At 39.1% G+C, this 23,241-nt stretch carries 18 protein-coding genes and 2 pseudogenes; 5 read left to right on the top strand and 15 right to left on the bottom strand.

What is annotated here, in order from left to right:
- Window positions 1-632: 632 nt before the first annotated feature.
- Complete coding sequence (locus ACWF5P_RS19520; RefSeq protein WP_452445186.1) at window positions 633-1,367, bottom strand: alpha/beta fold hydrolase; 735 nt, start codon at window positions 1,365-1,367, stop codon at window positions 633-635.
- Window positions 1,368-1,923: 556 nt separating this feature from the next.
- On the opposite strand from ACWF5P_RS19520, the gene ACWF5P_RS19515 reads away from it, so the two are divergent.
- Window positions 1,924-2,616, top strand: a complete 693-nt coding sequence (locus tag ACWF5P_RS19515; RefSeq protein WP_452445185.1) for a hypothetical protein — start codon at window positions 1,924-1,926, stop codon at window positions 2,614-2,616.
- A gap of 198 nt (window positions 2,617-2,814) precedes the next feature.
- Here ACWF5P_RS19515 and ACWF5P_RS19510 read toward each other — a convergent pair whose 3' ends face one another.
- From ACWF5P_RS19510 to ACWF5P_RS19495, 4 genes are all read right to left on the bottom strand, one after another.
- Window positions 2,815-3,423: a methyltransferase domain-containing protein gene (locus tag ACWF5P_RS19510; protein WP_452445184.1), complete on the bottom strand. Its 609-nt coding sequence runs from the start codon at window positions 3,421-3,423 to the stop codon at window positions 2,815-2,817.
- A gap of 110 nt (window positions 3,424-3,533) precedes the next feature.
- Window positions 3,534-4,343, bottom strand: coding sequence for an SDR family NAD(P)-dependent oxidoreductase (locus tag ACWF5P_RS19505; protein WP_101224717.1), 810 nt, complete (start codon window positions 4,341-4,343; stop codon window positions 3,534-3,536).
- A gap of 212 nt (window positions 4,344-4,555) precedes the next feature.
- The gene (locus ACWF5P_RS19500) at window positions 4,556-4,921 is read right to left on the bottom strand and encodes a PqqD family protein (RefSeq protein ID WP_260357134.1); all 366 of its coding nucleotides are present in this window, start codon (window positions 4,919-4,921) and stop codon (window positions 4,556-4,558) included.
- Window positions 4,911-6,803, bottom strand: coding sequence for an OPT family oligopeptide transporter (locus ACWF5P_RS19495; protein WP_230177458.1), 1,893 nt, complete (start codon window positions 6,801-6,803; stop codon window positions 4,911-4,913). The genes ACWF5P_RS19500 and ACWF5P_RS19495 overlap by 11 nt, the downstream gene beginning before the upstream one ends.
- A 322-nt stretch (window positions 6,804-7,125) precedes the next feature.
- Here ACWF5P_RS19495 and ACWF5P_RS19490 point away from each other — a divergent pair, with 322 nt between their 5' ends.
- Entirely contained in the window at window positions 7,126-7,773 is a 648-nt protein-coding gene (locus ACWF5P_RS19490) for a cupin domain-containing protein (protein WP_101224714.1), read from the top strand.
- A 603-nt stretch (window positions 7,774-8,376) separates the two neighbouring features.
- Window positions 8,377-9,111 (top strand): SMI1/KNR4 family protein, encoded by a 735-nt coding sequence (locus tag ACWF5P_RS19485; RefSeq protein ID WP_434169105.1) that lies wholly within the window; start codon window positions 8,377-8,379, stop codon window positions 9,109-9,111.
- A gap of 191 nt (window positions 9,112-9,302) precedes the next feature.
- Here the strand turns inward: ACWF5P_RS19485 and ACWF5P_RS19480 are convergent, their stop codons facing one another.
- From ACWF5P_RS19480 to ACWF5P_RS19470, 3 genes are read right to left on the bottom strand one after another with little or no spacing between them, the layout of a single operon-like run.
- Window positions 9,303-10,379, bottom strand: a complete 1,077-nt coding sequence (locus tag ACWF5P_RS19480; protein WP_452445183.1) for an NAD(P)H-dependent flavin oxidoreductase — start codon at window positions 10,377-10,379, stop codon at window positions 9,303-9,305.
- A gap of 45 nt (window positions 10,380-10,424) precedes the next feature.
- Window positions 10,425-11,621, bottom strand: coding sequence for a YbfB/YjiJ family MFS transporter (locus tag ACWF5P_RS19475; protein WP_452445182.1), 1,197 nt, complete (start codon window positions 11,619-11,621; stop codon window positions 10,425-10,427).
- A 17-nt stretch (window positions 11,622-11,638) separates the two neighbouring features.
- A complete protein-coding gene (locus ACWF5P_RS19470; protein ID WP_434169102.1) occupies window positions 11,639-12,028 on the bottom strand; it encodes a tautomerase family protein in 390 nt (129 codons plus the stop codon).
- Window positions 12,029-12,192: 164 nt separating this feature from the next.
- Here ACWF5P_RS19470 and ACWF5P_RS19465 point away from each other — a divergent pair, with 164 nt between their 5' ends.
- A complete protein-coding gene (locus ACWF5P_RS19465) occupies window positions 12,193-13,077 on the top strand; it encodes a LysR family transcriptional regulator (RefSeq protein ID WP_452445181.1) in 885 nt (294 codons plus the stop codon).
- A 79-nt stretch (window positions 13,078-13,156) separates the two neighbouring features.
- Here ACWF5P_RS19465 and ACWF5P_RS19460 read toward each other — a convergent pair.
- Window positions 13,157-13,240 (bottom strand): annotated as a pseudogene (locus ACWF5P_RS19460) (hypothetical protein); the annotation flags it as partial.
- A gap of 213 nt (window positions 13,241-13,453) precedes the next feature.
- Between ACWF5P_RS19460 and ACWF5P_RS19455 the strand changes: the two are divergent.
- Window positions 13,454-13,672: pseudogene (locus ACWF5P_RS19455) on the top strand (tyrosine-type recombinase/integrase); the annotation flags it as partial.
- Between the two features lie 48 nt (window positions 13,673-13,720).
- Here the strand turns inward: ACWF5P_RS19455 and mutL are convergent.
- The 6 genes from mutL to tdh form a co-directional block, all read right to left on the bottom strand.
- Window positions 13,721-15,658 carry a DNA mismatch repair endonuclease MutL gene (mutL, locus tag ACWF5P_RS19450; protein WP_452445180.1) on the bottom strand — a complete coding sequence of 646 codons (1,938 nt, stop codon included), beginning with the start codon at window positions 15,656-15,658 and terminating at the stop codon, window positions 13,721-13,723.
- A 23-nt stretch (window positions 15,659-15,681) separates the two neighbouring features.
- Window positions 15,682-18,306 (bottom strand): DNA mismatch repair protein MutS, encoded by a 2,625-nt coding sequence (gene mutS / locus ACWF5P_RS19445; RefSeq protein WP_452445179.1) that lies wholly within the window; start codon window positions 18,304-18,306, stop codon window positions 15,682-15,684.
- A 271-nt stretch (window positions 18,307-18,577) separates the two neighbouring features.
- Window positions 18,578-19,117: an outer spore coat protein CotE gene (locus tag ACWF5P_RS19440; RefSeq protein ID WP_034313495.1), complete on the bottom strand. Its 540-nt coding sequence runs from the start codon at window positions 19,115-19,117 to the stop codon at window positions 18,578-18,580.
- Between the two features lie 212 nt (window positions 19,118-19,329).
- On the bottom strand, window positions 19,330-19,758 hold the full coding sequence (locus ACWF5P_RS19435; protein WP_101224709.1) for a RicAFT regulatory complex protein RicA family protein: 429 nt from the start codon (window positions 19,756-19,758) through the stop codon (window positions 19,330-19,332).
- A 1-nt stretch (window position 19,759) separates the two neighbouring features.
- A complete protein-coding gene (miaB, locus tag ACWF5P_RS19430) occupies window positions 19,760-21,304 on the bottom strand; it encodes a tRNA (N6-isopentenyl adenosine(37)-C2)-methylthiotransferase MiaB (protein ID WP_101224708.1) in 1,545 nt (514 codons plus the stop codon).
- 341 nt (window positions 21,305-21,645) lie between these two features.
- Window positions 21,646-22,686 (bottom strand): L-threonine 3-dehydrogenase, encoded by a 1,041-nt coding sequence (tdh, locus tag ACWF5P_RS19425; protein ID WP_452445188.1) that lies wholly within the window; start codon window positions 22,684-22,686, stop codon window positions 21,646-21,648.
- Window positions 22,687-23,241: the final 555 nt, after the last annotated feature.

Here is a 23,241-nt window from a genome sequence, read left to right as displayed (position 1 = left end):
CCAGGCACTTGCCTTCCGCAGGAGGCTCGAACACCGACTCCAATCAACTTAGTTTTAAAGTTTAGATAGAAACCCTTTTGTTGATAAAAGGAGGCTCGGAAGACTTTGTTACCCTTCATGTTTTTTACTTTTTTAATGGGTGAAACGTCATTGGATTGAAGAAATTTGCGCCACTCCTCCGAATAACTGGCTAGCCGAGACCCCACAGCCGCTTGCATTGATGAGGCTTTGCAGAAAAAGGGAACGGATTTCTGAAATCAACTGAAACAAACTTCATGCAAACTCGTTTTTCTTCTTGAGAGAGGCAATCATAACGATTGCCTCTCTTTTCGTTGTGTGTCCGGATAATTATTTACATACTTACAAATACACTCATTAAATGAGTGAATTTACAAATATAGCATAATATTAAACAAATAACGCGAAAGCAATAATCCGGACCGGGGAGGTTTGGTGCTTGTCGTTTAGTCTACATCCCCCCCTTTTTTCCGCATACCGGATCCCTTTGCATCATTGTTTCCAAGTCCAAATATAATTCGATATGAAAATGCCCCCAATTAATTCATTGAAGGCATCTCTACATCATCATAGAATAACGGGTCCTTTTTCTCATGGCTCAAGCTGAATTTTACTTACTCCCCATTCTGATTAAGCCATTTTTTTGTGACAACTATCATTTCTTCTTGCTGTTTCTTAGCTGAGATAGTCGCTTCATTATCTCCCTTTTGCTTTCCGTATACACCAAATTGACCGTGGTTTCCCCCCGCTATCTTATGCATGTTAGCCTGTTTAGACAGTAAGTGCTTTGTCTTCACAATCTTCTTCACTGTAGATAGCCCATCATGTTCTGCATATAACGATAGCATAGGAACCTTCATTTTTGAAAAGTCATTCGAGTTACTGGGATATGAACCGAGGAGGATAATTCCTTCCACCTCTTTTGGATTTTCATAAGCATATGCGGAGGCGGCTACTCCTCCTAACGAGTGTCCAGCAACGTACCATTTCTCCACATCTGGATATGCATCTTTAGCTTCCACCGCTTTATTTTTATCAAACAAAGCGAAATTGAACCTCACATCTGGGATAACGACTGTATATCCCTCTTTCGATAATTCTTTTGCATAATATCCGTATGCTTCCGGCTCAACCTTGGCACCTGGATACAGGACAATGCCCACTTTCTTAGTTTTTGTTGGTTCGAATGTGACAAACCCATTTTCCTTTTTTATATTCCCCTTTCCAACTAACGCATACAATTCATCTGATGGCTTGTATGTTTGTTCTGACCATATGTAAAAGCCGCCGAAAGCGATAATCATTAATGCAATTATACTAACGAGAATATATTTAATAACTTTTTTCATTTTATACCTCACTATTCCTAAAATTTATTTCTAGGTGATGTTATGGACACACACAGCTACTAGTATTGCTTTTCATTCACCCTGTCCTTGAACTTTACATCTAACTTCCTTCTCTTTTGAATATTTTATGACAAAGGGGGATTATCTCCATCATTTTCAAGTTTATTTACTTGCTGTGCTATTTCTCACCTTATTAGGTGTAATCACCCTGTACGAATCCTCTCTCTTTGTTTGGATGCCAGCTATCGAACATTGCCACATGTTTTTCGGAAACGTAGTTCGTCTGAGTCCACATTGAGAATTATTACACAATCTGTGCACGTATTTCAGTGGCTGCTTATCAGTAATATCGCTATTTATGGGAATTTTTCATGCAATGCTTCCATCCATGTTTAAATATAAAGTTTCTTATGTAGACCTTTAATACTTATAAAAACCACATATAAAGCCTACCCATTATTTTCTCCGTATACAATCTTTCCTGAATATGAATTTCACATTAAATTAAAATTATATTTAAAGTTATTTTTTGTGATATGTTTTGTTCTATTATAGTATGGAAAAAAACAATATAGGGGGTGAATTAGTTGGATACTATTTTATATTTTTGTTATCAATCATTTATATTATTCTTTTTATCATGGGAATGATGTTACTTCGACAGGACCGTAAACTCTTTTCGTATTCAAGCTTTCTTCTTCTAGTTACTTTCGGGCTTATCGTGGATAACTTAATTATTGCCTCTGGAAAGTTCATTGGTGATGGCCCTTTGTTGGAGTCATTAAATGCATTACGTTTCTGGAGTCATGGATTTATCACTCCCACATTGATTTTGTTTGGATGGGGAATGGCGAAAAGGATACATATTCCTTTTACAAAAAAAATGATAACACCCTACTTTTTCCTTTTCCTTACAGCTGGGCTTATCATCTATGAATTTATTGAAAATATGCATAAGACATTTGTACCAATCTACGAGTATGGTGTTTTAAGATATGTTAGTGAGGAATCTTCAGGCCCACCTTTAATGGTGCTTATTGTTACCTTTATATTATTGGTGATTAGCATCTGCATATTTATAAGAACACGTTGGATTTGGATGCTTTTAGGAGTTATAGTCATGATAGTTGGAAGTGCCATCCCTATTCCCATAGAAAGTTCGGCTGTTACCAATGCATTTGAATTAATTTTTTTATGTTTACTATGGCTTACAAACTATAAACTAGAACCTCGCCCACAAACAAAGTGATTCATCCTTAGAAATAGAAGAGCATAAAACTAAAAGATAAAAAATGGAATAGGAGCATGCAAAAAAGTAAGAATTTTACAATACACTGTAAATTAAGTACCCACCACGGTTCGTTACTCATTGCACCCAAGCATCAATGAAATATCGCTTGGGTGCATTTAATATTTGCTTGATTATCACCAAAAAACGAGTATCCATTCAAATTAACAATTGGTATATGACGAATTTTTCAAAAGGATTAGATTCTGTCAAGCCAGGTAACATCACCTCGTCTTTCAGTTCGAAGGCGGTTTGGTTTTCGAGGAAAAAAATATAATCCTGTGAAGCATAAAATAAAATCAGTTCGATTTGGCGCGGTTCTTTTTCAAAGGAAAGCAATATGTTATTGATGATTTTCATGAAGATCTGTACCGAGAACGGGTTAAAGAAATAAAAGCGATTATCATTCGTATCAATATCATATTCTTCCGCCAAACAGCAGTGGAATTCTATATTGCCATAGTTGTTGTTCCTTTTCTTCATGTAGCCATTCAGATTCTCGATCGCTTCTTTATAGAAACTTTCATTCATCTCCACGCCAACCACAGATGATTGATATAAATGATGGATGAAAAAATTCAAGCGTCCTTTACCGCATCCAAAATCAACAATGCGATCATTTCTTTTCAGTGCATATTTTTTGAATAAATGTTCTAATGCGCTATAAGGCGTAGGTTCGTATCGGTGATAATGCAGAGAATCATTGAATTTTTTTTGTTCACCTTCCGTTTTGATGTTCAGCATTTCGTCATAATTCGTTTCTTCCATTGTTAATGCACCTGCTTCATGTTTTTTAAATAAAGGGCTTCCTAACCAAAAACCCCGGATAAGGTTGATCTTTTCCAGGGTAAGGTTTTGTTATATGAATGTCCAGAAAATTAATTGGATTTTGCTTTCGTTACATAATCATTAAAATCAGAGATGCTTGGGTTGGCCATATAATGACCGCCTTCCACTTGGATCGTCTGACCTGTAATGAATTTGGACTCGTCAGATGCAAGGAATAGTACGGTATAACCGATATCATCCGCTTCACCATGATATGGCAATGCATTGAATTTAGCAAAAATATCGAGTACGGCCTGAGGCATATTATTTTTCGCTGCAGGAGTTAAAATAAGACCTGGTGCCACTCCATTACAACGAATATGATCTTTACCATACTGTGCAGCGATATAACGAGTCAGATTCACTACCCCCGCTTTGGACGCGCCATATGCAGATCGTACGGAGTCACCTGTAAATCCAGCCATGGAGGCCGTATTGATTATCGAACCTCCTCCCGCTTTAATCATGTGAGGAATCGCAAACCTGCTGCCCAATAGCACACTTTTTAAATTCACATCCATAAGTCGGTCCCATTCTTCCAAATCTAAATTCACGACATCCAGATCTTTATGCAGGTTAGTTGACCCCACATTATTAACAAGTACCGTAACCGTTCCATATTGTTCAATGGTAAAGTCGACAGCTGCCTGGATGGAATCTGCTTGTCCGGCATCCAAGAACACTCCAGACGCTTCCCCACCTTGTTTTTTAATGTTTTCAGCCGCTTCTTTCGCTCCTTTTTCGTTAAAATCAGCAATCACGACTTTTGCGCCTTCTTTAGCCATTAGTGTGGATATGGATAACCCTATACCTGAAGCTCCACCTGTAACTAATGCTACTTTCCCTTGTACTCTTCCCATAATAATCCACCTGCTCTTCAAAATATGAATATTTTATCCTGACTGACAGTACAAGAATACAATATATATAAATTAGTTACAAATAATTATACTAAAAGTTCATTTTTGTAAAAATATAGATTATTAGAATGTCGTAAGCCTGTGAAAATTTTTGATTTTCATCAAATTTAAAACAGAAAAAAGCTGAAGCATCAAAAGAGCTTCAGCTTTTTTCATTTTTCTTCTTCATCATTCCATATGATCCAATCATGAACCTCTAGAATTTCCAGGAATTTCATCAACCTCGGTAAAGCCGGTTCTGCTTCCTCTCCAAAATGTTCACTCATCGCTTCAGAAATCTGATTTACATTTCTTTGGAACTCCATCTGTTTAATGGCATATGCCCCAAACTTATCAAGCTTGATTTTGCGGACTGATGGTTGTTTAAAGAAACGAATTGTAATTCGTTCCACAAAATTGGTCCTTTGAATGACTAAAAAAGTTGCTTCCGAAGATTCTTGTACCATAGTGACGCGTTTTTCCAAAAGGGGAACCATGGTTAACAGGTTCCTCTTTTTTGATTGGCTTTTACGAAGCATCTTCTTTTTTCCCTTTGCTGGATACGAACCATAGCAATCCAGCTAGAGCAAGGAATAATAGGAAAGGTAGCAAATTGCTGGCTAATTTAGCCGCAGCCGGAACTTGGACACCTGCTGCGATCAATATGGCAATAAGAACACCAATCAATGATTCACCCGCTATTAAACCAGATGCAAATAATACACCTCTATCAACCCGTGCTTTAAGCGCTTCTTTTGTTTTCGAGAAAAACTCAACGAAGAAACGAATAAATCCACCGATCATGATTGGGGCACTAGTATGAACCGGCAAGTAAATGCCGACAGCAACAACAAGTGAATTTAGACCGAAAAATTCTAATGTGATCGAAATAGCCGCACCGATAAAGATGAGTGTCCAAGGTAAATCTCCCCCAAGAACACCTTCAGCTAGTATTTTCATTAGTGCCGCTTTAGGTGCAGGCAGTTCTGCAGATCCCATCGTATATGCGTTATCCATCAGAACCAGGATAAAACCAATGACAGAAGCTGACGCAACAACACCGATCATCATGGCAACTTGTTGTTTCCATGGTGTTCCGCCGACGATATATCCTGTTTTTAGATCTTGAGAAACATCACCTGAAACCGCAAGTGCAGTACAAATGATCGCAGCGACGGTTAAAGCGGCTACCATTCCCGTCGTACCAGTAAAACCAGTAGCTTTATAGACAATCGCTACAATCAATAGTGTGGCTATCGTCATTCCTGAAACTGGGGAAGAAGAACTTCCGACGATCCCAACAACCCTTGAAGCCACTGTCACGAATAAAAACCCAAAAATCGCAATTGCAATCGCACCGATGATTCCTACATCCGTGATAGGTGTGAAAGCAATGATTAAAATAACGATGATCGTTCCCAGCCAAACGTATTTAGCCGGTATGTCTTGTTCTGTACGGATCGAACCTGATTTTAGTTGTCCTTTATTGGCTTTAACACCTTTAAGAGTATCGAAAACTGAACTGAAAAGTATTGGTAATGTTTTGATTAATGTGATCAATCCGCCAGTTGCAACGGCACCAGCACCAATGTAGCGTATATAATTATCCCAAATTCCCCATGCATCCAATTCACCGATCGGTACCTCAGAAGGGAAAATGGCTGTTCCATTGCTTCCGCCAAAAAAGCTGATGGCCGGTATTAGAACGACCCAGGCTAATAACCCCCCACCTAGCATTTGTCCTGCAACACGCGGTCCAATAATATAACCTACACCCAAAAGGGAAGGAAAGGCATCAAGACCAACCACTGCATTTTTAAAATTCGTGATTCCTGTTTCAACCTCAGTCTTGAAAAGCTTAAACCCATCACCAAGACCTTTAACCACACCGCCGATAACCAAGCCGGCTCCGATCAGCTTGGCGCTTGTACCACCCTTTTCTCCTGATTTCAGGACCTCGGCACATGCCGTACCTTCAGGATAAGGTAATGTTTCATGTTCCCTTACAATCAAAAGCTGGCGAAGTGGAACCATCATGAAGACCCCTAAAAATCCCCCAGTTAATACAACGAAAATGATGAATGCTTGACTCACGTCCATGTCCCACATGAATAATGCTGGAATGGTAAATACAGCACCGGCACCAATAGCCTCACCTGCTGTGGTCATCGTTTGCACAATATTGTTTTCTAATATTGAATCCCTGCGAAAAACCCCTCTTAATATAGCCATTGAAATTACCGCCGCGGGTATTGAAGCAGAGACAGTTAAACCAATAAGTAGGCCTAAGTATGCATTTGCCGCCCCGAATACGATTGCAAGAATGATCCCTAGAATGATTGCAGTTGCAGTCAATTCCGGTAAAGATTTAGATGCAGAGACGTACGGGACGAATTTACTCTCTTTTGAATTGTTCGACAATTTAGCCACTTCCTATGTTAAACTTTAAAATCACAGAGAACATTATATCACTGTAATTTAAAGTCATGCAATGGGAAAATTACGCTAATCAAAAGTTTGATTATATCAAAAATTCAGTTTAGTAGTTTCAGTTTTAAAATATATAAAATAATATTGATATAATAACCATAACTATTACGTTACTCTAAGTCACTGCCTATCACAGCATCATCAGCAACCCTTATCAGTTCCATAGGCAATAAACCCACTGGGTTATTGCACATTAAAATGAGATTTTACATATCCTGAAAAATCAAGTCTTAAAAAAAGGAATGATAAATTCATGGTCTCCTATATGGACTATACCTCACCATCCACACAATACTTTTTCGATATTAATAAAAGCAATTTAATGAAAAAAGACAATCAAAACTATATCAATGTATTAGGTATCAAACAATTGAACACACTCGAAAATGTTTCATTATTAGATATTTACCTTAGTACAGACAATGTCGTAGAACCGCATTATCACCAAAATGCAGCAGAGCTCGTGTATTGCATTTCTGGAGCGGCAACCGTTTCATTACTGAATCCTTTTACAAAACAAATACAAAATTATCCCATTAAACCCGGTCAAGTAGCCAATGTCCCACAAGGTTGGTGGCATTATGAAGTGGCTAATACGGATAATACTCATTTGCTCGCCATTTTTAATGCACCAACACCTGAGGTGATCCTCGGTTCGGATATCTTGAAATTGACGCCGGCAAATATTATGGCACATACTTATTGCATGGATGAAAACCAATGGAAAAAAGCAATTGCACCGGTTCAGCCATCAACATTCATCGGTCCGCCAGTCAACTGCCATCGAGCCGATGAAGAGATGCAGCAATATCCTCAATATATTAATCACTATGATAACCAACTATATACTGCCCCGGCATACAACTATCAATACCAGCCCAATCCCCCATATTATTATTGAAGATAGATGTTGGGAACATGATTAACGCTGTTCAAGGCCTATACACCCTTCATGGATGACGTCTAAGGGAGAACCTCTCATTACATAAGGGTTCTCCCTTGCTTTTTATTACATGACCCGTGTAAAATGTCGAATTCATTTTACTGCGCAACATCTTATATTATGGTGTCCACCCAATGTGGTTTATGGGTATTTAAAAATCCATAACACGCTTGGATACAATTATCCGTTATATTATCTAAATATATTCTACCGAGTTTCTTCTTATAATATAAAAAATTCTCAAATTGCTCCCCCTAAAACAGCAACAGATTATTCAGTTTGCGGTTGGCTCAGAAGTACTCCTATCTTTAAAAGAACCTCACCCTATCAAAATGCTCAATCTAGTTCTATAAAATTTAATCATCTGTGGCTTAATAGTGCATCACAGGTTCTATCTAAAAGGAATTATTGAAATTTTATAAATGCAAATAAATTAAAACATTTTTTGGATAAATATGAGAAATCACCTTACAATTGAAAAAGCCTATAAATAGTTGAGATTTTACTGTTGGATGATTTATTTGAGAAGAATGAAACTAAGTAATATGGAGAGTGTGATACTTGGAGTCTATTTTTGAAGAATTCGAAGATATGGATTTTGATGAATATAACCTAAATGAATTAACAGAAGGAGATATCCTTGATGCTGAAACAAATTTAAACATTAAACTCCCAAAAGAATATATTGAACTATTAAAAATTCAAAATGGGGGATATTTAAAATACAACGCATTACCAGTGAGTTTTAAAAATTCCTACGCTGATAATCATATTGCTGTAGACTTTCTGTTTGGAATTAAAGAAAATGAAGGAATTTACAAATCAAAATACCATCTTAATGAATGGGGAATTAAAGAAAAAGATTTTGTAACAATCTCCGGAGATGGACACACGTGGATTGTATTAGATTATAGTAAAAATAAAGATGAACCGCCAACAGAAGATTTGTCCGATTACATTGGTGGATATGAGTTATCCGTTGAACGTGCAAAAGATTTGTGTAAAAGTATAGATACTGAGGACATTTTAGATGGTATAAGCATATGGGCATGTAGTTATAAAGATTTAACAGAACTCGCATCTACACTGATTATGTTCCTTGAAACTAACTCATATATATATATTCAAGAAAGAGCATCTCAAAATTTAGTTGAATTAATCAGCGATGAGTTTGTAACTGATGAAATCATAATAAAAAAAGCGTTGCATATTTTAGGCTCTGTAGAAGATAGTGAAATCAATAGTGATATAAAGTATTCACACAAGTTATTACTTGACTTTATAAACAGGAACTAACTCAGTTACTTCGAATATACAGGTCTCTTATGCTGAAAACTTTTCAAAAGCACTAGAAAAAAGAGCATGGACCAATAAATGTGGTCATTTAACTAAAAAAGCAATGGAGAATCCCATTACATAAGGGTTCTCCATTGCTTTTAATTACATGATCCGCTTAAAAAACCGAATTCTTTTAACCTCGTAACATCTCATAATAGATTTATGTTTTTTGCTTCTGTAATAATATTTTTCATTAATGATACAACAGATTGATTTTTAGCTAATCTTGGACTCTGGCCAGACCATAGGGACATGAAATCTTGATTATTTTGTCCACTGGACGTTTTTCTAATTACTTGAGTTATTAGGTTTTGAACAGGAAAATCGGGTACAAGCAATTCATGCTCCAGCATATCTGCAATAAATTTGTTTTTAATACCTCTTGCCCATTTACCAGAAAAGGCACGAGTAAAGGTTGTCTGGTCTTCATCAGCATTCAATATGGCTTCTTTATGTACCTTATGTGCCCCACTTTCTATACAAGTCAAGAAAGCTGTACCCATTTGTACACCTTGTGCTCCTAAGCAGAGTGAAGCCATTAATCCTCTTCCATCCATAATTCCTCCTGCAGCAATAACAGGTATGCTTACATTGTCAACAGCCTGCGGAATAAGTGACATTAAACCTACTAGGCTCTCCTGATGACCATCAATAAAGTTCCCGCGATGCCCGCCAGCTTCACTGCCTTGCATAACAACCATATCCATTCCCGCTTTTTCATTTTCAACTGCTTCCCTTACCGTTGTAGCTGTTCCTATAAGAGTGATGTTATGCTGTTTTAATTCATCCATCACTTCCTTAGGAGGAATACCAAATGTAAAGGAACAAATAGATACATTCTCTTCAATGACAACCTTAACTTGTTCAATGAAGCTTTCATAAATTTTTTTATACTCAGGAATGTCAAAGCTGTCTGTTTGTTCTAAATTTAATTGCTTACAAATGGTGTGTAAAAGCTGGTTAGCTGATTGGACTGCGTCAGGCGTTACGTTAAATTCGTTTGGCACGAATAGATTGATGCCAAAAGGGTTTGAAGTTAACTGCCTGATTTCTCTAATCTGCTCTCTCGTTTGTATTGGTGTCTGATAGCCTGCTCCGATCATTCCAAGTCCCCCAGCATTGGATACCTCGGCTACTAAATCCGAAGTGGTGATCCCACCAGCCATAGGAGCTTGTATAATAGGATTCTTAATCTTCAAATGCTTCATCATTTCATTATTTAACATCAATGAATCCCCCAATTTTGTATTTATATCCCAATTAATTATTTTCTATTTTTTGTATTGGACAGTTGAATTTCTTATGTTAGGGTTGTTCTCGAAATGAATCCCACTTGAAAGCAAAATTGCCCCAAAGAAGACAACACACGCTGCGCCAATAAAAGCAGCATTAAAATCATGTGTGAATGATGATAAGACTCCAGCAAGGGTTGGTCCTATCAACTGTCCAATAGCATAAATAGCAGAAAGAATACCAATAGTCCGACTGCTATCAGATGGATTCATTTCTCGTCCCAATGTTGTAGCCAGGGTGGTGATACCCATAAAGGTGGCTCCAAATAATAAAGCACTAATGACAAAACTAGTTTTTGACATCCAAAAGGCTGGCATCGCAATACCCAAGGATTGCAGAGCCATTGCAAGCACTAAAGATTTAATGAATCCCCATTTTTTAGCTAATAAAGACCAGATGAGACAGGATGGAATCGCAGCCAATCCCACCATCATCCAAACTAAGGTAGCACCATTATGAAAGTATGTGGTCTTTTCAGCGATGGATACGATAAACGTTCCGGTAACAATGTAACCCAATCCTTCTAAACCATACGCAATAATCAACCATATAAGCCATTTAGCGGGGGGCACTTTTACAATCATATCTTGTTTATTTTTCTTCTCGACAACGTTAAGGGTTTCATCGAGCCAGATCCATACAAAGATAGCAAGGATGCCACTCACAACAGCTAGTCCTATCCATGTTCCTTCCCACCGAAATAAATAGTTTAAACTCGGAATCATTAGACTTGATAAAAAGATTCCCAAACCTACTCCCCCATAAAACATCCCCGACCAACTGGTTTTTCTTATAGTTGAAAGTTTATCTAACACGATACCAGAGGCTAAGACCAATACAAACGCACTGGCAAATCCTGATAGAAAGCGAAGTACAATCCATAGTGAATTAGAGTATGTGAGACCCATTAGAGCCGTGGTTAAGATACTGATGATTAGACTTATTCTTAACAAAATGGTTCTACACTTCTTAAAAGGAATGGCACCTGCTAAAATTGCTCCAAGCAAATATCCTGCGTAATTACTGGTTGCTATATAACCAGCAGCTGCATTTGATAAAGAAAGTTCTTTTTGCATAAGAGGAAGAATGGGAGTATATGCAAATCTTCCAATCCCCATCGCAATGATTAAAGAAAATATTCCCCCTATTAAAAAATGATAAGTTTGATTCTTCAAAGATTTCCTCCAATTAACTATAATGAACCTGTTAGAAACTGTGCTTCCCCTCGTCCAAAACTCCAGTCAGCATCGCTGTTTTCTGTTATAGAAACCATCAAGTCCTGTGGAGAAATCCCACAGTCCGATTCAAGTTTATGAGCAAGAAGTGAGTATAAGGTTTCTTTCTGTTTTTCCGTTCTTTTTTTACTTACAATACTAATAATTACTAGGTCTCTGCTTCTTTTAAACCCCAGTCCGGTATCCTCGATCATTAGCTCATGCGGCGGGTGCTGATGAACTATTTGATAACGATCACTTTCAGGCACTTGGAAAGCTTCCACCATCGCATGGTGAGCCGAATCCAATAATTTTTTTAAAGTTTCTTCGTTTCTTCCTTCTACTAAATCAAAACGTAATAATGGCATTTTGTATCTCCCCTCAAAATAAATAATGGTTTTAGAGTGTCCAATTGAAATGTAGGATATTATAAGCATATCTTCTTTTTGCCATATGGTATAATACTTAAAATCGATATTTGGTATCACTCATACTGATGGCTAAAAGATATATCAACTAAGGAGAGATTATTTTGGATTTGCACTCATTAAAAATTTTCCACAGTGTTGCTAAGATGGGAAGCATTTCTCAAGCAGCAAGAGAACTTCAATATGCACAGTCAAATATCACGATGAAAATACAGCAGTTGGAATCGGATCTTCAAACAACTCTTTTTTATAGACATAATCGTGGCACTGCATTAACTGACAAAGGAAGCATGTTGCTAACATATACAGAAAAAATATTCGATCTTATAGAAGAAACCAAAAATATGATGAATGATGATCAAACACCCAGAGGTCCGTTAATTATTGGTTCAATGGAAACAACCGCAGCAGTTCGCTTACCAGTCTTGTTTTCAAAGTATCACAAAGATTTTCCAGAGGTTGATTTAACTTTAAAAACAGGCTCCACTCAACAAAATATTCAAGCAGTCCTTCAGAATGAACTTGATGGAGCATTTGTGGCTGGACCCATTAATCATCCAGATCTCATTCAGAAAGAAGTATTCGAAGAAGAACTAATGCTCATTACAGATACAGTTCATCCTCCTATATCTTCTATCAAAGATATTCAAACAAGGACGCTGCTTGTATTTCATGCAGGATGTGCTTATCGGGAAAAGTTTGAACTATGGCTACAACAAGAGAAGATGATACCCAATAAGATAATGGAATTTGGCACTATAGATGGGATCATCGGTTGTGTAGCAGCTGGTCTAGGTATAAGTATGCTTCCGCAAAGAGTTGTTTCAAAACAGGTACAAGACGGAATCATTCGACAACACTCAATTCCGAATGGAAAAGTTAGGACAGTTTTCATTTATCGAAAAGATAAGTATGTACCTGCATCCTTAGTAAAATTTATAAATATGTTGAGTGAAGATGAGGAACTAATTAATAAAATAGACGGGTAACCAAGTTTATATTTTCGATAAGGAAAAATAAATTAATTTCGTTTTAGGCGTTGAAAGTTGAACAATATTATCAAAGTTCACTTACATTCGAAGGGTTCTTATCAAGAGCATGACGGCCACTCCTAACACGCACGGGTACATTATTCTTACGTGCCCATTTAATTCAAAATATGGGAACGTCCGATTTGGACGTTCCCGTTCTTATTCCATTGAAGCCCCCTATAATGGCATATCACTCCCTTACGGTAATTTTTGTTCTTCAAGGAACAAACGTTCGATAAAATCAAATAAAAACATTTTCTTTAACAAAGCTAATAAAAGGTGCAGGCATTACCCCCTCTTAAATTTCTTTAATGACTGGTTTACCTAGCTTGTCCGCATACGATTTCATGATTTACGTCATACACATGCAACTATAATGTTGGAAATCTGAGTAAATGCTAAAGTGGTATCAGAAAGATTAGGACATTCTAAAGTTTCTATTACCTTGAAAAAATATAGTCATGTTACTCAGAACTGCAGAAAACTTTTCAAAAGCTCTAGGAAAAAAGAGCATGGACCCATAAATGTGGTCATTTTGTGGTCATTTAACTAAAAAAGCAATGGAGAATCCCATTACATAAGGGTTCTCCATTGCTTTTAATTACATGATCCGCTTGAACATTTTCTCCATTTCATAAATGGAATAAGAGATGATGATAGGCCTTCCATGAGGGCATGTGAAGGGATCGGTTGTGCGCCTTAGTTCATCCAAAAGTGCTTGGATTTCATCATTGCGCAGATGACGGTTTGCCTTTATGGAGGCTTTACAGCTCATCATGATAGCTGCTTCTTCACGCAATTTCTTGATGTCGACCTTTTTCATCGAGAGCAATTGTTCAATCATTTCTTCAAGGATTTCCTGTTCAATTCCTTTAGGGAACCATTGTGGATGCGATCGGACAATATAGGCATTGTAGCCAAACTCCTCTAAATAGACGCCGACTTTTTCCAACTCATGCCGATATTCATTTATCCGAATACATTGGTCTGTTGAAAATTCAAGGGTGATGGGAACCAGCATGTCCTGCAGCTCGTTTTCAACACGTCCGACCTTCTCTTTAAAATATTCGTATTTGATCCGTTCCTGGGCAGCATGCTGGTCTATGATATATAAACCTTTTTCGTTTTGAGCGAAAATATATGTTCCATGCATTTGCCCAATCGGGTACATGGGAGGGATGCGGTTAGCCTGTTCATTCGCCTCGATTTCTTCCTCTTGTTCGACAGTGTAGGTTGTATACTTTTCAGCTGACTCGAAATATGGTTTGCTTTTATCATCTTGTAAGACCGGTACATAGACATCTTCCATTTGCTGCTGTTCATTGCTATAGATTATTTCCTTTATTGGTTCAAAATTGAAATCTTCATAATCCACATAACTCTTTTGTTCCTGCTTTTCCCGAATCAAGGTATCCTTCAAGAGTGAAGCTTCTTTCTTGGCTTCTTCAAGGACCCGCTTGCCGCTTTCCACAACATGGTCCAATTCCAGCGTAGTTTGCTCACTTTTCGCCTGTTCCGGCTTTGGGGTAGGTGTATATCCACTTGGAATTAGAGACATCTTTTTAAACGAAGATTTAATCGTTTCCGATACAAGACTGAACAATTCCTGTTCCTTGCTTAGTCTTACCTCCATTTTGGACGGATGTACATTGACATCGACAAGAATCGGGTCCATTTCAATATTCAACAAAGCAATTGGAAAACGCCCAATTGGTAGAAGTGTATGGTAACCATCCAGGATTGCTTTCACGAGCGCATAGTTTTTAATGAAGCGGCCGTTTATCATGGTCGAAATATAATTCCTTGAAGCCCGGGTGACTTCGGGCATGACGATATATCCGGATAATTTGAAGTCCAGGGAGCTTGCCTGAACCGGAATCATCTTTTTGGCAATATTCGTCCCATAGATAGCGGCTAGCACCTGCCTGACATCGCCGTTACCATTCGTGTGCAGGATACGCTTCTCATTGTGTGTTAACCGTATTGAAACATCCGGGTGCGAAAGTGCGAGCCTGTTAGCGACATCCGTAATATTTCCTAACTCGGTATGAATGGTTTTCATATATTTCAACCTTGCAGGAGTATTGTAAAACAAATCGGAAACAAGGATATCCGTTCCTTTACGGCTGGATGAAGCCTCGAGTTCCTTAACCATGCCGCCTTCAAGAAGTATGCGCGTTCCTACACCTTCGCCAGTGCTGCTTTTCATTTCAAAACGGGAAACTGAAGCAATACTGGGCATTGCTTCACCGCGGAAGCCGAGTGTTCGGATTCGGAAGAGATCATTTTCATCTTTTATTTTACTTGTGGCGTGACGTTTAAATGCCGCCTCTATGTCATCAGCCAAAATCCCATCGCCATTATCCACGATCCTGATGGAACCAAGTCCAGCCTCCACCAATTCAATCTCTATAATGGTACTGTTTGCATCTATTGCGTTTTCCACAAGTTCCTTAACGACTGAGGCTGGGCGTTCAACAACTTCGCCAGCTGCGATTTTATTAGATAAAGCCTCGTCGAGCTGTTTGATTTTCCCCATTTTTATCGCCTCGCTTTATTATCTCATTTAAGTTTCTTTTGTAATTTATAAAGGGTATTCATCGCCTCAAGCGGCGTCATTTCAAGGATATCCAGTGATTTTATGTCATCGAGCACCTTTTTTTCCTTAGGCGAGGAATTCACTTTTCCTTTAGGAGCCTCTTCCCCAAAGAAGGAAAGCTGTGCCTCATTGATGGATGTCACCGGGGCTACTCCGGCAATAGGTGCTTTTACAGCAGCAGCCTGTTCAGGCATCGCCTTTGCCTGTCCATTTTCATTTTCCAGCTGCGCTAAAATGGCGGCCGCCCGATCTATTAACTGCTCCGGTAAATCAGCTAGCTTTGCCACGTGAATTCCATAGCTTTTATCTGCTGGACCTTCTTTAATTTTATGAAGGAAAACGACATTTCCATTTTGCTCAATGGCACTGACATGGATATTGTTCAATTTTGGCAGTTTCGCTGCCAGCACTGTCAATTCGTGATAATGAGTCGAAAAGAGAGTCTTTGCCCCAATTTCCTCATGAATATATTCAATTATGGCCTGGGCAAGCGCCATCCCATCGTAAGTTGATGTTCCCCGCCCGATCTCATCAAATAATATCAAACTGTTTTCTGTCGCATTCATGATGGCATTTCTTGCTTCAAGCATCTCGACCATGAATGTACTTTGACCGGAAATCAAATCATCTGCCGCGCCGATCCTAGTAAATACCTTATCAAAAATAGGCAATTCAGCTATACTTGCGGATACGAAGCATCCAATTTGCGCTAGAATCGATGTTAGCGCTATCTGACGCATATAAGTACTTTTACCCGACATATTGGGCCCTGTGATCAAGAGTAACTCCCGGTCTCCATCCATGAAGCAGTCATTGGGGACATACTCCTGTGATTGAAGGACTTTCTCGACCACTGGATGTCGGCCTTCCTTCAGTACGATTCTTCGATCATCAGAAAAGACAGGCTTCACATAATGGCGTTCTTCGCTAATCGTCGCAAAGCACTGCAAGACATCCAGTTCACTGACACCTTTCGCTAAATCCTGTAAGCGCGGGATATAGCTTTTGACCTCTTCACGAAGATTGAGGAATAGGTCATATTCCAAACTGATGCTTTTTTCCTCTGCTTGTAAAATCAAAGCTTCCTTCTCTTTCAACTCAGGTGTGATATAACGTTCGGCATTCGTTAAAGTTTGCTTCCGTTCATAACGGCCTTCTTCAAGCAGATGCAAATTGGCTCGTGTGACTTCAATATAATAGCCAAAAACACGATTATATCCGATTTTCAAAGATTTGATCCCTGTGCGTTCCCGCTCTTCCCGTTCAAGCTGTGCAATCCAAGTTTTCCCGTTTCTGCTGGCATCCCTGTATGTATCCAGCTCCTTATGGAAACCGTCCTGAATGATATTTCCTTCTTTCACGGACAATGGCGGGTTTTCTACAAGCGCCGTTTCAAGCAAATCCGTCACTTCTTCGCAAGGATCCAATTTATCGGCCAGAATTGAAATATCCTGATTTGAAGCCATTGACTTCACGATTTCACGAATGATCGGCACCTGTTGCAATGAACGTTTCAGTTGAATCAAGTCCCGAGCATTTACATTACCGAAGGCCACCCTTCCGGCAAGCCGCTCCAAATCGTACACTTCCTTCAGGCGTTCACGTAAGTCCTGCCGTTCGAAATATTGATTTTTTAGGGTTTCAACAAGGCTTTGTCTCCGCTCGATCTGTTTTTTATTAATGAGCGGTCTATCAATCCATTGTTTCAACATTCTTCCGCCCATGGCTGTTTTCGTTTCATCAAGCAGCCATAATAATGAGCCTTTTTTACCTTTGGAACGAATGGTTTCAGTTAATTCCAAATTACGTTTGCTATAATAATCAATTTTCATATATTGAGATGTTTCATATGCAAGCACTGGCTGTAAATGATCCAGGCTGCGTTTTTGGGTACGGTATAGATAATTCAATAAGCGTGAAGTCGTTGTCGCCAGTTTCTGGTCTTTTAACAAATGAAGCAGTGCAACGAATGACTCGCTTTGATCCGAATTATTCTCTAGGGATAGAGCGGCAGCGCCCCGTTCTTGCAGCTTTTTTTTCCATTCTTCATTGAAATCCTCGGCAATGACCACTTCACTCGCACCGAGGATGGCAAATTCATTCAGAACTTCCTCGAAACTCTCAATCAATGTGACCTTATTTTCCCCTGTCGATAAATCATTGTATCCAAAGCCAAACTGACCATCAGTGAAATAAGTGATCGTGGCAATATAATTATTTTCCTTTTCACGAAGACCCTTACTATCCATTTTCGTTCCCGGAGTAATCAGCTGGACAACTTCCCTGCGTACCACGCCTTTTGCTTGCTTCGGATCTTCGGTTTGTTCACAAATAGCTACTTTAAAACCTTTTTCTATCAATATATCAATATAATTAGCAGCCGAGTGATACGGAATGCCGCACATCGGAATTCGCTCTTCACTACCGCCTTCTCGGCTTGTTAATGTGATTTCGAGCTCTTGAGATGCATTCAGAGCATCGTCAAAAAACATTTCATAAAAATCGCCTAAACGAAAAAATAAAAAGGCATCCTGATACTCTGCCTTAATTTTTAAATATTGCTGTATCATTGGAGTATATCCAGCCATTCCTTCAAAACCTTTCCAAACTATAATCTATTACACATTTATGTCCTTCATTATAACATACGGGAAAGCAACATTGCCTGTATTCGAAATTGCATGGTAAATCAATTATCCTTTAAATTGTGAGCTAGCTGTATCTGCAAATCCTTACGCACGGATATAGTAACATTGCATTCCTATTTTTTTCTCATTCCCAGCCCTGCAAGGACTTGTCCCGCTTCAAATTAAATAAGACCGGATGAAGGGAATGTCATCCGGTATTAATTTCTATATTCTATTCATCTTCGAATTCATCAAGGAAATCCGGATCTAAATCTTCGAAATCCTCATCATCGAAATCAGAGCCCCAGTCATCCTCACAGCGGCCATCTGGACTTACAGCGACACAAATTTTCGTTTCGCCGACGACTTCCACAAAGAATTCCCTTTCCACATGGACAATGATTTTTTGTCCACATGGGGAGATGCAAGCTTCTAAACAATTCGGCTGTTGGACAGCTTTTGCAACGATTTCATGGTCATCAAGACAATCGGGATCACGGTATTTCAACGAAATAACGTCGGTATATTGCACTTTTTCAGTTACAACTTCCGTTTTTGAATTTTGGTTATAGGAATACCAGACGTTGATTTCGTAGCTGCCGTGAATTTCTACCTTTTTGCCGACTTTCTTTGCATCGTATTTATGGTTGATGATCCAACAACCTAGAATGCTAGAAGGATGATGAGCCGGGCAAATGGTGTGAGAGGACTTTGTGAATTTGCGTCCTTTTGCCACCACCGCTTTAGTAATTATCTCTCTATATTGTGACATGCTAGCGAACCCTCCTCATACAGTTTCCATTCATCCTATGCGTGGTAAAAGTCTAGTGTGCGTAGAATTTTAATTGTTTGAAAACTGCTGTAATGTTTTAAACCTAGGTTATTTTATGCGCATGTTTTGGGATATGTGTCACGAATGGGCACTGTATAAGGATTTCCGCATCTAAAAAAGCCCTTCTGAAATCAGAAGGGCTTTTTTAATATTTATGAACAGCTTCCGCCGCCTGCTTGTACCTTTGAACCTGTCTCACCGCGAAGGACGTCTCCCTCAGTCGATTCAATAATCAGGTCCGTCACCTTATTCGATACCTGTGATGAAACCATTTGTAAAAGGTCATTTACATCCACTTGGGATTGTTTGAATTCTTGCACGATCGGAAGTTCATCCAATTGTTTTTCCAGTGCATCAATCTTGGCCTGAACTTGACTGTATGCTTTTTCTTTGCCGTAATGCTGGAAGTTTACTGCCTGTTTTTGTAAGCTCTTGATACTGGCGATCATTTCACGGATTTTTTGGTTTTCATTGATGTGTGCTTCTGCCCGTTTAAAGAAATCGACTTCTTCCGTGCTTGCGATCATTTCAGCAAGCTCGGCAGCTTTGTTCAGAATGTCATCTTTAGTATATTTCGTCATATTACTCCACCTCAATCGCCGTTGCTTCTTCAACCATATCCCCATTCAGTGACCATGTTTTCGTTCCGGTGATTTTCACTTTTACGATTTGGCCAATAGCGGATTTTGGTCCTTTGAAGTTCACGAGCTTATTTTTCGTTGTATAACCTGCTAATACTTCCGCATTCTTCTTGCTTTCGCCTTCAACGAGCACTTCAACAATCTGCCCATCATACTCCTTCATTTTCAATGCACACGTTTCATTGACAAGGGCGTTCAAGCGTTGCAGACGTTCCTTTTTCACTTCCATCGGTACATTATCCTGCATTTTCGCAGCCGGTGTTCCCTCACGTGGTGAATAGATGTAAGTATATGCTGCATCGAAACCAACTTCACGGTATAAGGACATCGTTTCTTCAAAGTGCTCTTCCGTTTCATTCGGATAACCTACAATGATGTCAGTGGTTAGCGATACACTTGGGATAGCTTCCTTGATTTTTTTTACTAGCTCTAAATATTGTTCACGTGTATATTTACGGGCCATGATTTTAAGTGTGTCCGTACTACCCGATTGAACTGGAAGATGAATATGGTCAACGAGATTACCGCCCTTAGCCAATACTTCAATCAAGTGATCATCGAAATCACGGGGATGACTTGTCGTAAAACGAATACGCGGAATATCGATTTTGCGGATTTCATCCATCAAATCACCGAAACGGTATTCGATATCCGTAAAATCTTTACCATAAGCATTCACATTCTGTCCAAGCAGAGTTATTTCCTTGTAACCCTGTGCAGCTAAATGACGGACCTCCTGTATAATATCTCCAGGCCTGCGGCTTCTTTCTTTTCCTCTTGTGTACGGTACGATGCAGTATGTACAAAACTTATCGCAGCCATACATGATATTGACCCATGCCTTCGTTTTTCCTTTACGCACTTTCGGAAGGTTCTCGATTACATCACCTTCTTTAGACCAAACCTCAATGACCATTTCCTTGGAAAGATAAGCTTCATTAAGAATTTGCGGCAGGCGGTGGATGTTATGCGTTCCGAAAATCATATCTACAAAATGGTGCTTCTCTAGGATCCGCTTTACAACTGACTCCTCTTGTGACATACAACCGCAAACCCCAAGCAATAGATCCGGCTTTTCCAATTTCAATGATTTTAAATGCCCCAATTCACCGAACACTTTATTCTCTGCGCCTTCCCGAATCGCACAAGTGTTAAGTAAAATGACGTTAGCATCATCCACGGTGTCTGTCGGCCGATAACCAAGTGCCATAAAGATGCCCGCCATGACTTCTGTATCATGTTCGTTCATTTGACAGCCATAAGTACGAATGTAAAACTTTTTACCTTCTCCCATTCCACGGAAACCTTCAGGAATGGCAAAGTCATCATGATATTCTACTTCTTCTTTTCCTCGCTTTTTCGCATCTTTTAAGGAAGGCGGAATATAAACGGCTTGAAAGTATTTACTGAAGTCCTTTTCGGATTTTTTGTCCGCTGGATTCTCAGCCTGTACTTGTTGTGATTCTAATCGTTGTTTCTCGTTCATAGTTAATCTCCTTTCAAAATAGTTAGTTTATTTCTTTCACCAACTATTTCAAGACCTATCTTCTAATGGTTTTATACGGATTCCTTTTTAGGAATTACCAGTAAATATTTGCTTTTAAGTGTGATATATCCACATTATTATAGTATAAAGCTTTTAACAGCAAGAAACAATCATTCTGTCATGGCTTCTTGAATTGTAAGAAATTTTTCACAAATACGGGAAATAAGAACATGAAAGAAGAGGCTAAGACGAAATTAGCCTCTTCTTATCATTTTTGGATGACGCCTTCCCTCTTCAAGATTTTTCAAATGCGGACATTGCAATTTCACCTTTTAAGATGTTTAAGGTATCAGGAGCACCTTACCACATTGACCTTTGATCATCAGTTCAAATCCCTTTTCAAAATCGCTTAGTGGAAAACGGTGGGTAATCATTGGTTTTACATCAACCTTGCCACTTTCAAGCAGGCTTGAAACCTGTTGCCAGGTTGAAAACATCTTCCTTCCTGTTATTCCTTGGACAGTAAGGCCCTTGAATACTATATCCTCCGTTATATTAAGGGTGACGGGCTTAGAAGGCAGACTTAGAATTGATATTCTACCACCATTTGTCGCCATCTTAAACCCTTGTTGGATAGCAGCGGGATTACCGCTCATTTCGCAAACGACATCCACCCCATCGGCATTTGTGAGGCTTTTCGTGATTTTCAATGGATCCTGTTTAATTGAATGAATGAGGTCTGTCGCACCCATCTTTTTGGCCAGCTGAAGTCGATAATCATTAATATCAAGAGCGATTACTTTATCAGCACCTGCGGCCTTTGCTACAGCAATCGCCATCAGCCCGATTGGACCACAGCCGATTATTGCCACCGTTTTACCCAGCACCTCGCCAGCTAGCACGGAATGGACTGCATTGCCCATCGGTTCTTGTATGGTAGCCATATCAAGTGGCATATCACTTGGATTTTTCCATAAATTTTTGGCGGGCAAAGCTATATACTCTGCAAAGCATCCTTGTTTATCGACACCGATAATGTTTGTTTTTTTACAAATATGGAATTGCCCGGTTAAGCACTGCCTGCAAGTGCCGCAAACTATATGTGTTTCTGCAGATACGCAATCACCAACCGAAACATTGCTTACACTTGCTCCTATCTGCATTACTTCCCCAGCAAATTCGTGCCCAAATACGTATGGTGGATTCACTCTTCCCTGCGACCATTCATCCCAGGTGAAAATATGAATATCCGTTCCACATATCGAGGTCATCTTCACTCGAATCAATACTTCGTCATCACGGATATCCGGAATATCGACATTTTGTAATTGAGCCCCATAACCTCGGTGGTGTTTGACAACGGCTTTCATTTTCCCTCTCAACATGTACACTCCCCCTGAACTAGGGCTGCTACTTTTATCTTCCTTAATATGTAAAGATATGAAAAACTAAATAAAAAAATACCATAATCGCTTTTGTACCGACCTTTTCACATTAATAATGATGATTTTTAGGGCATTCGTACATTTTTGTTAAATGGGTCATGTTTCTATAGCATCTTGTCCGCTCTCGAATAAGATATCTTGTAAGACAAAATTATGAAGGAGTGACTTATATGTCATGTGGATGCAATAATCACGATCATCATGATCGGGACCGTGATCGGGATAGAGATCGGGACAGAGATAACGATAGAATCGCAGACGATTTTTGTCGTGCTGTGAGGGGCTGTAATAGGCGCGACCGCGATCGCGACCGCGATCGGGACCGCGATCGGGACCGTGATCGGGACCGTGATCGGGACCGCCATCACAATTGTTGTCGTAGAAGGAATCGTTGCAATTTCTTCGGCTGTGGATTCAATAACTGTTGGTGGTAAGCTAATTTAGAGAGTATAGTGATTCTCTCCACTTGAGCTTTCCAATTAATCACAAAAA

Source organism: Peribacillus sp. NPDC055009 (assembly GCF_053608705.1).
This window is presented reverse-complemented; position numbering and strand designations above follow the sequence as displayed.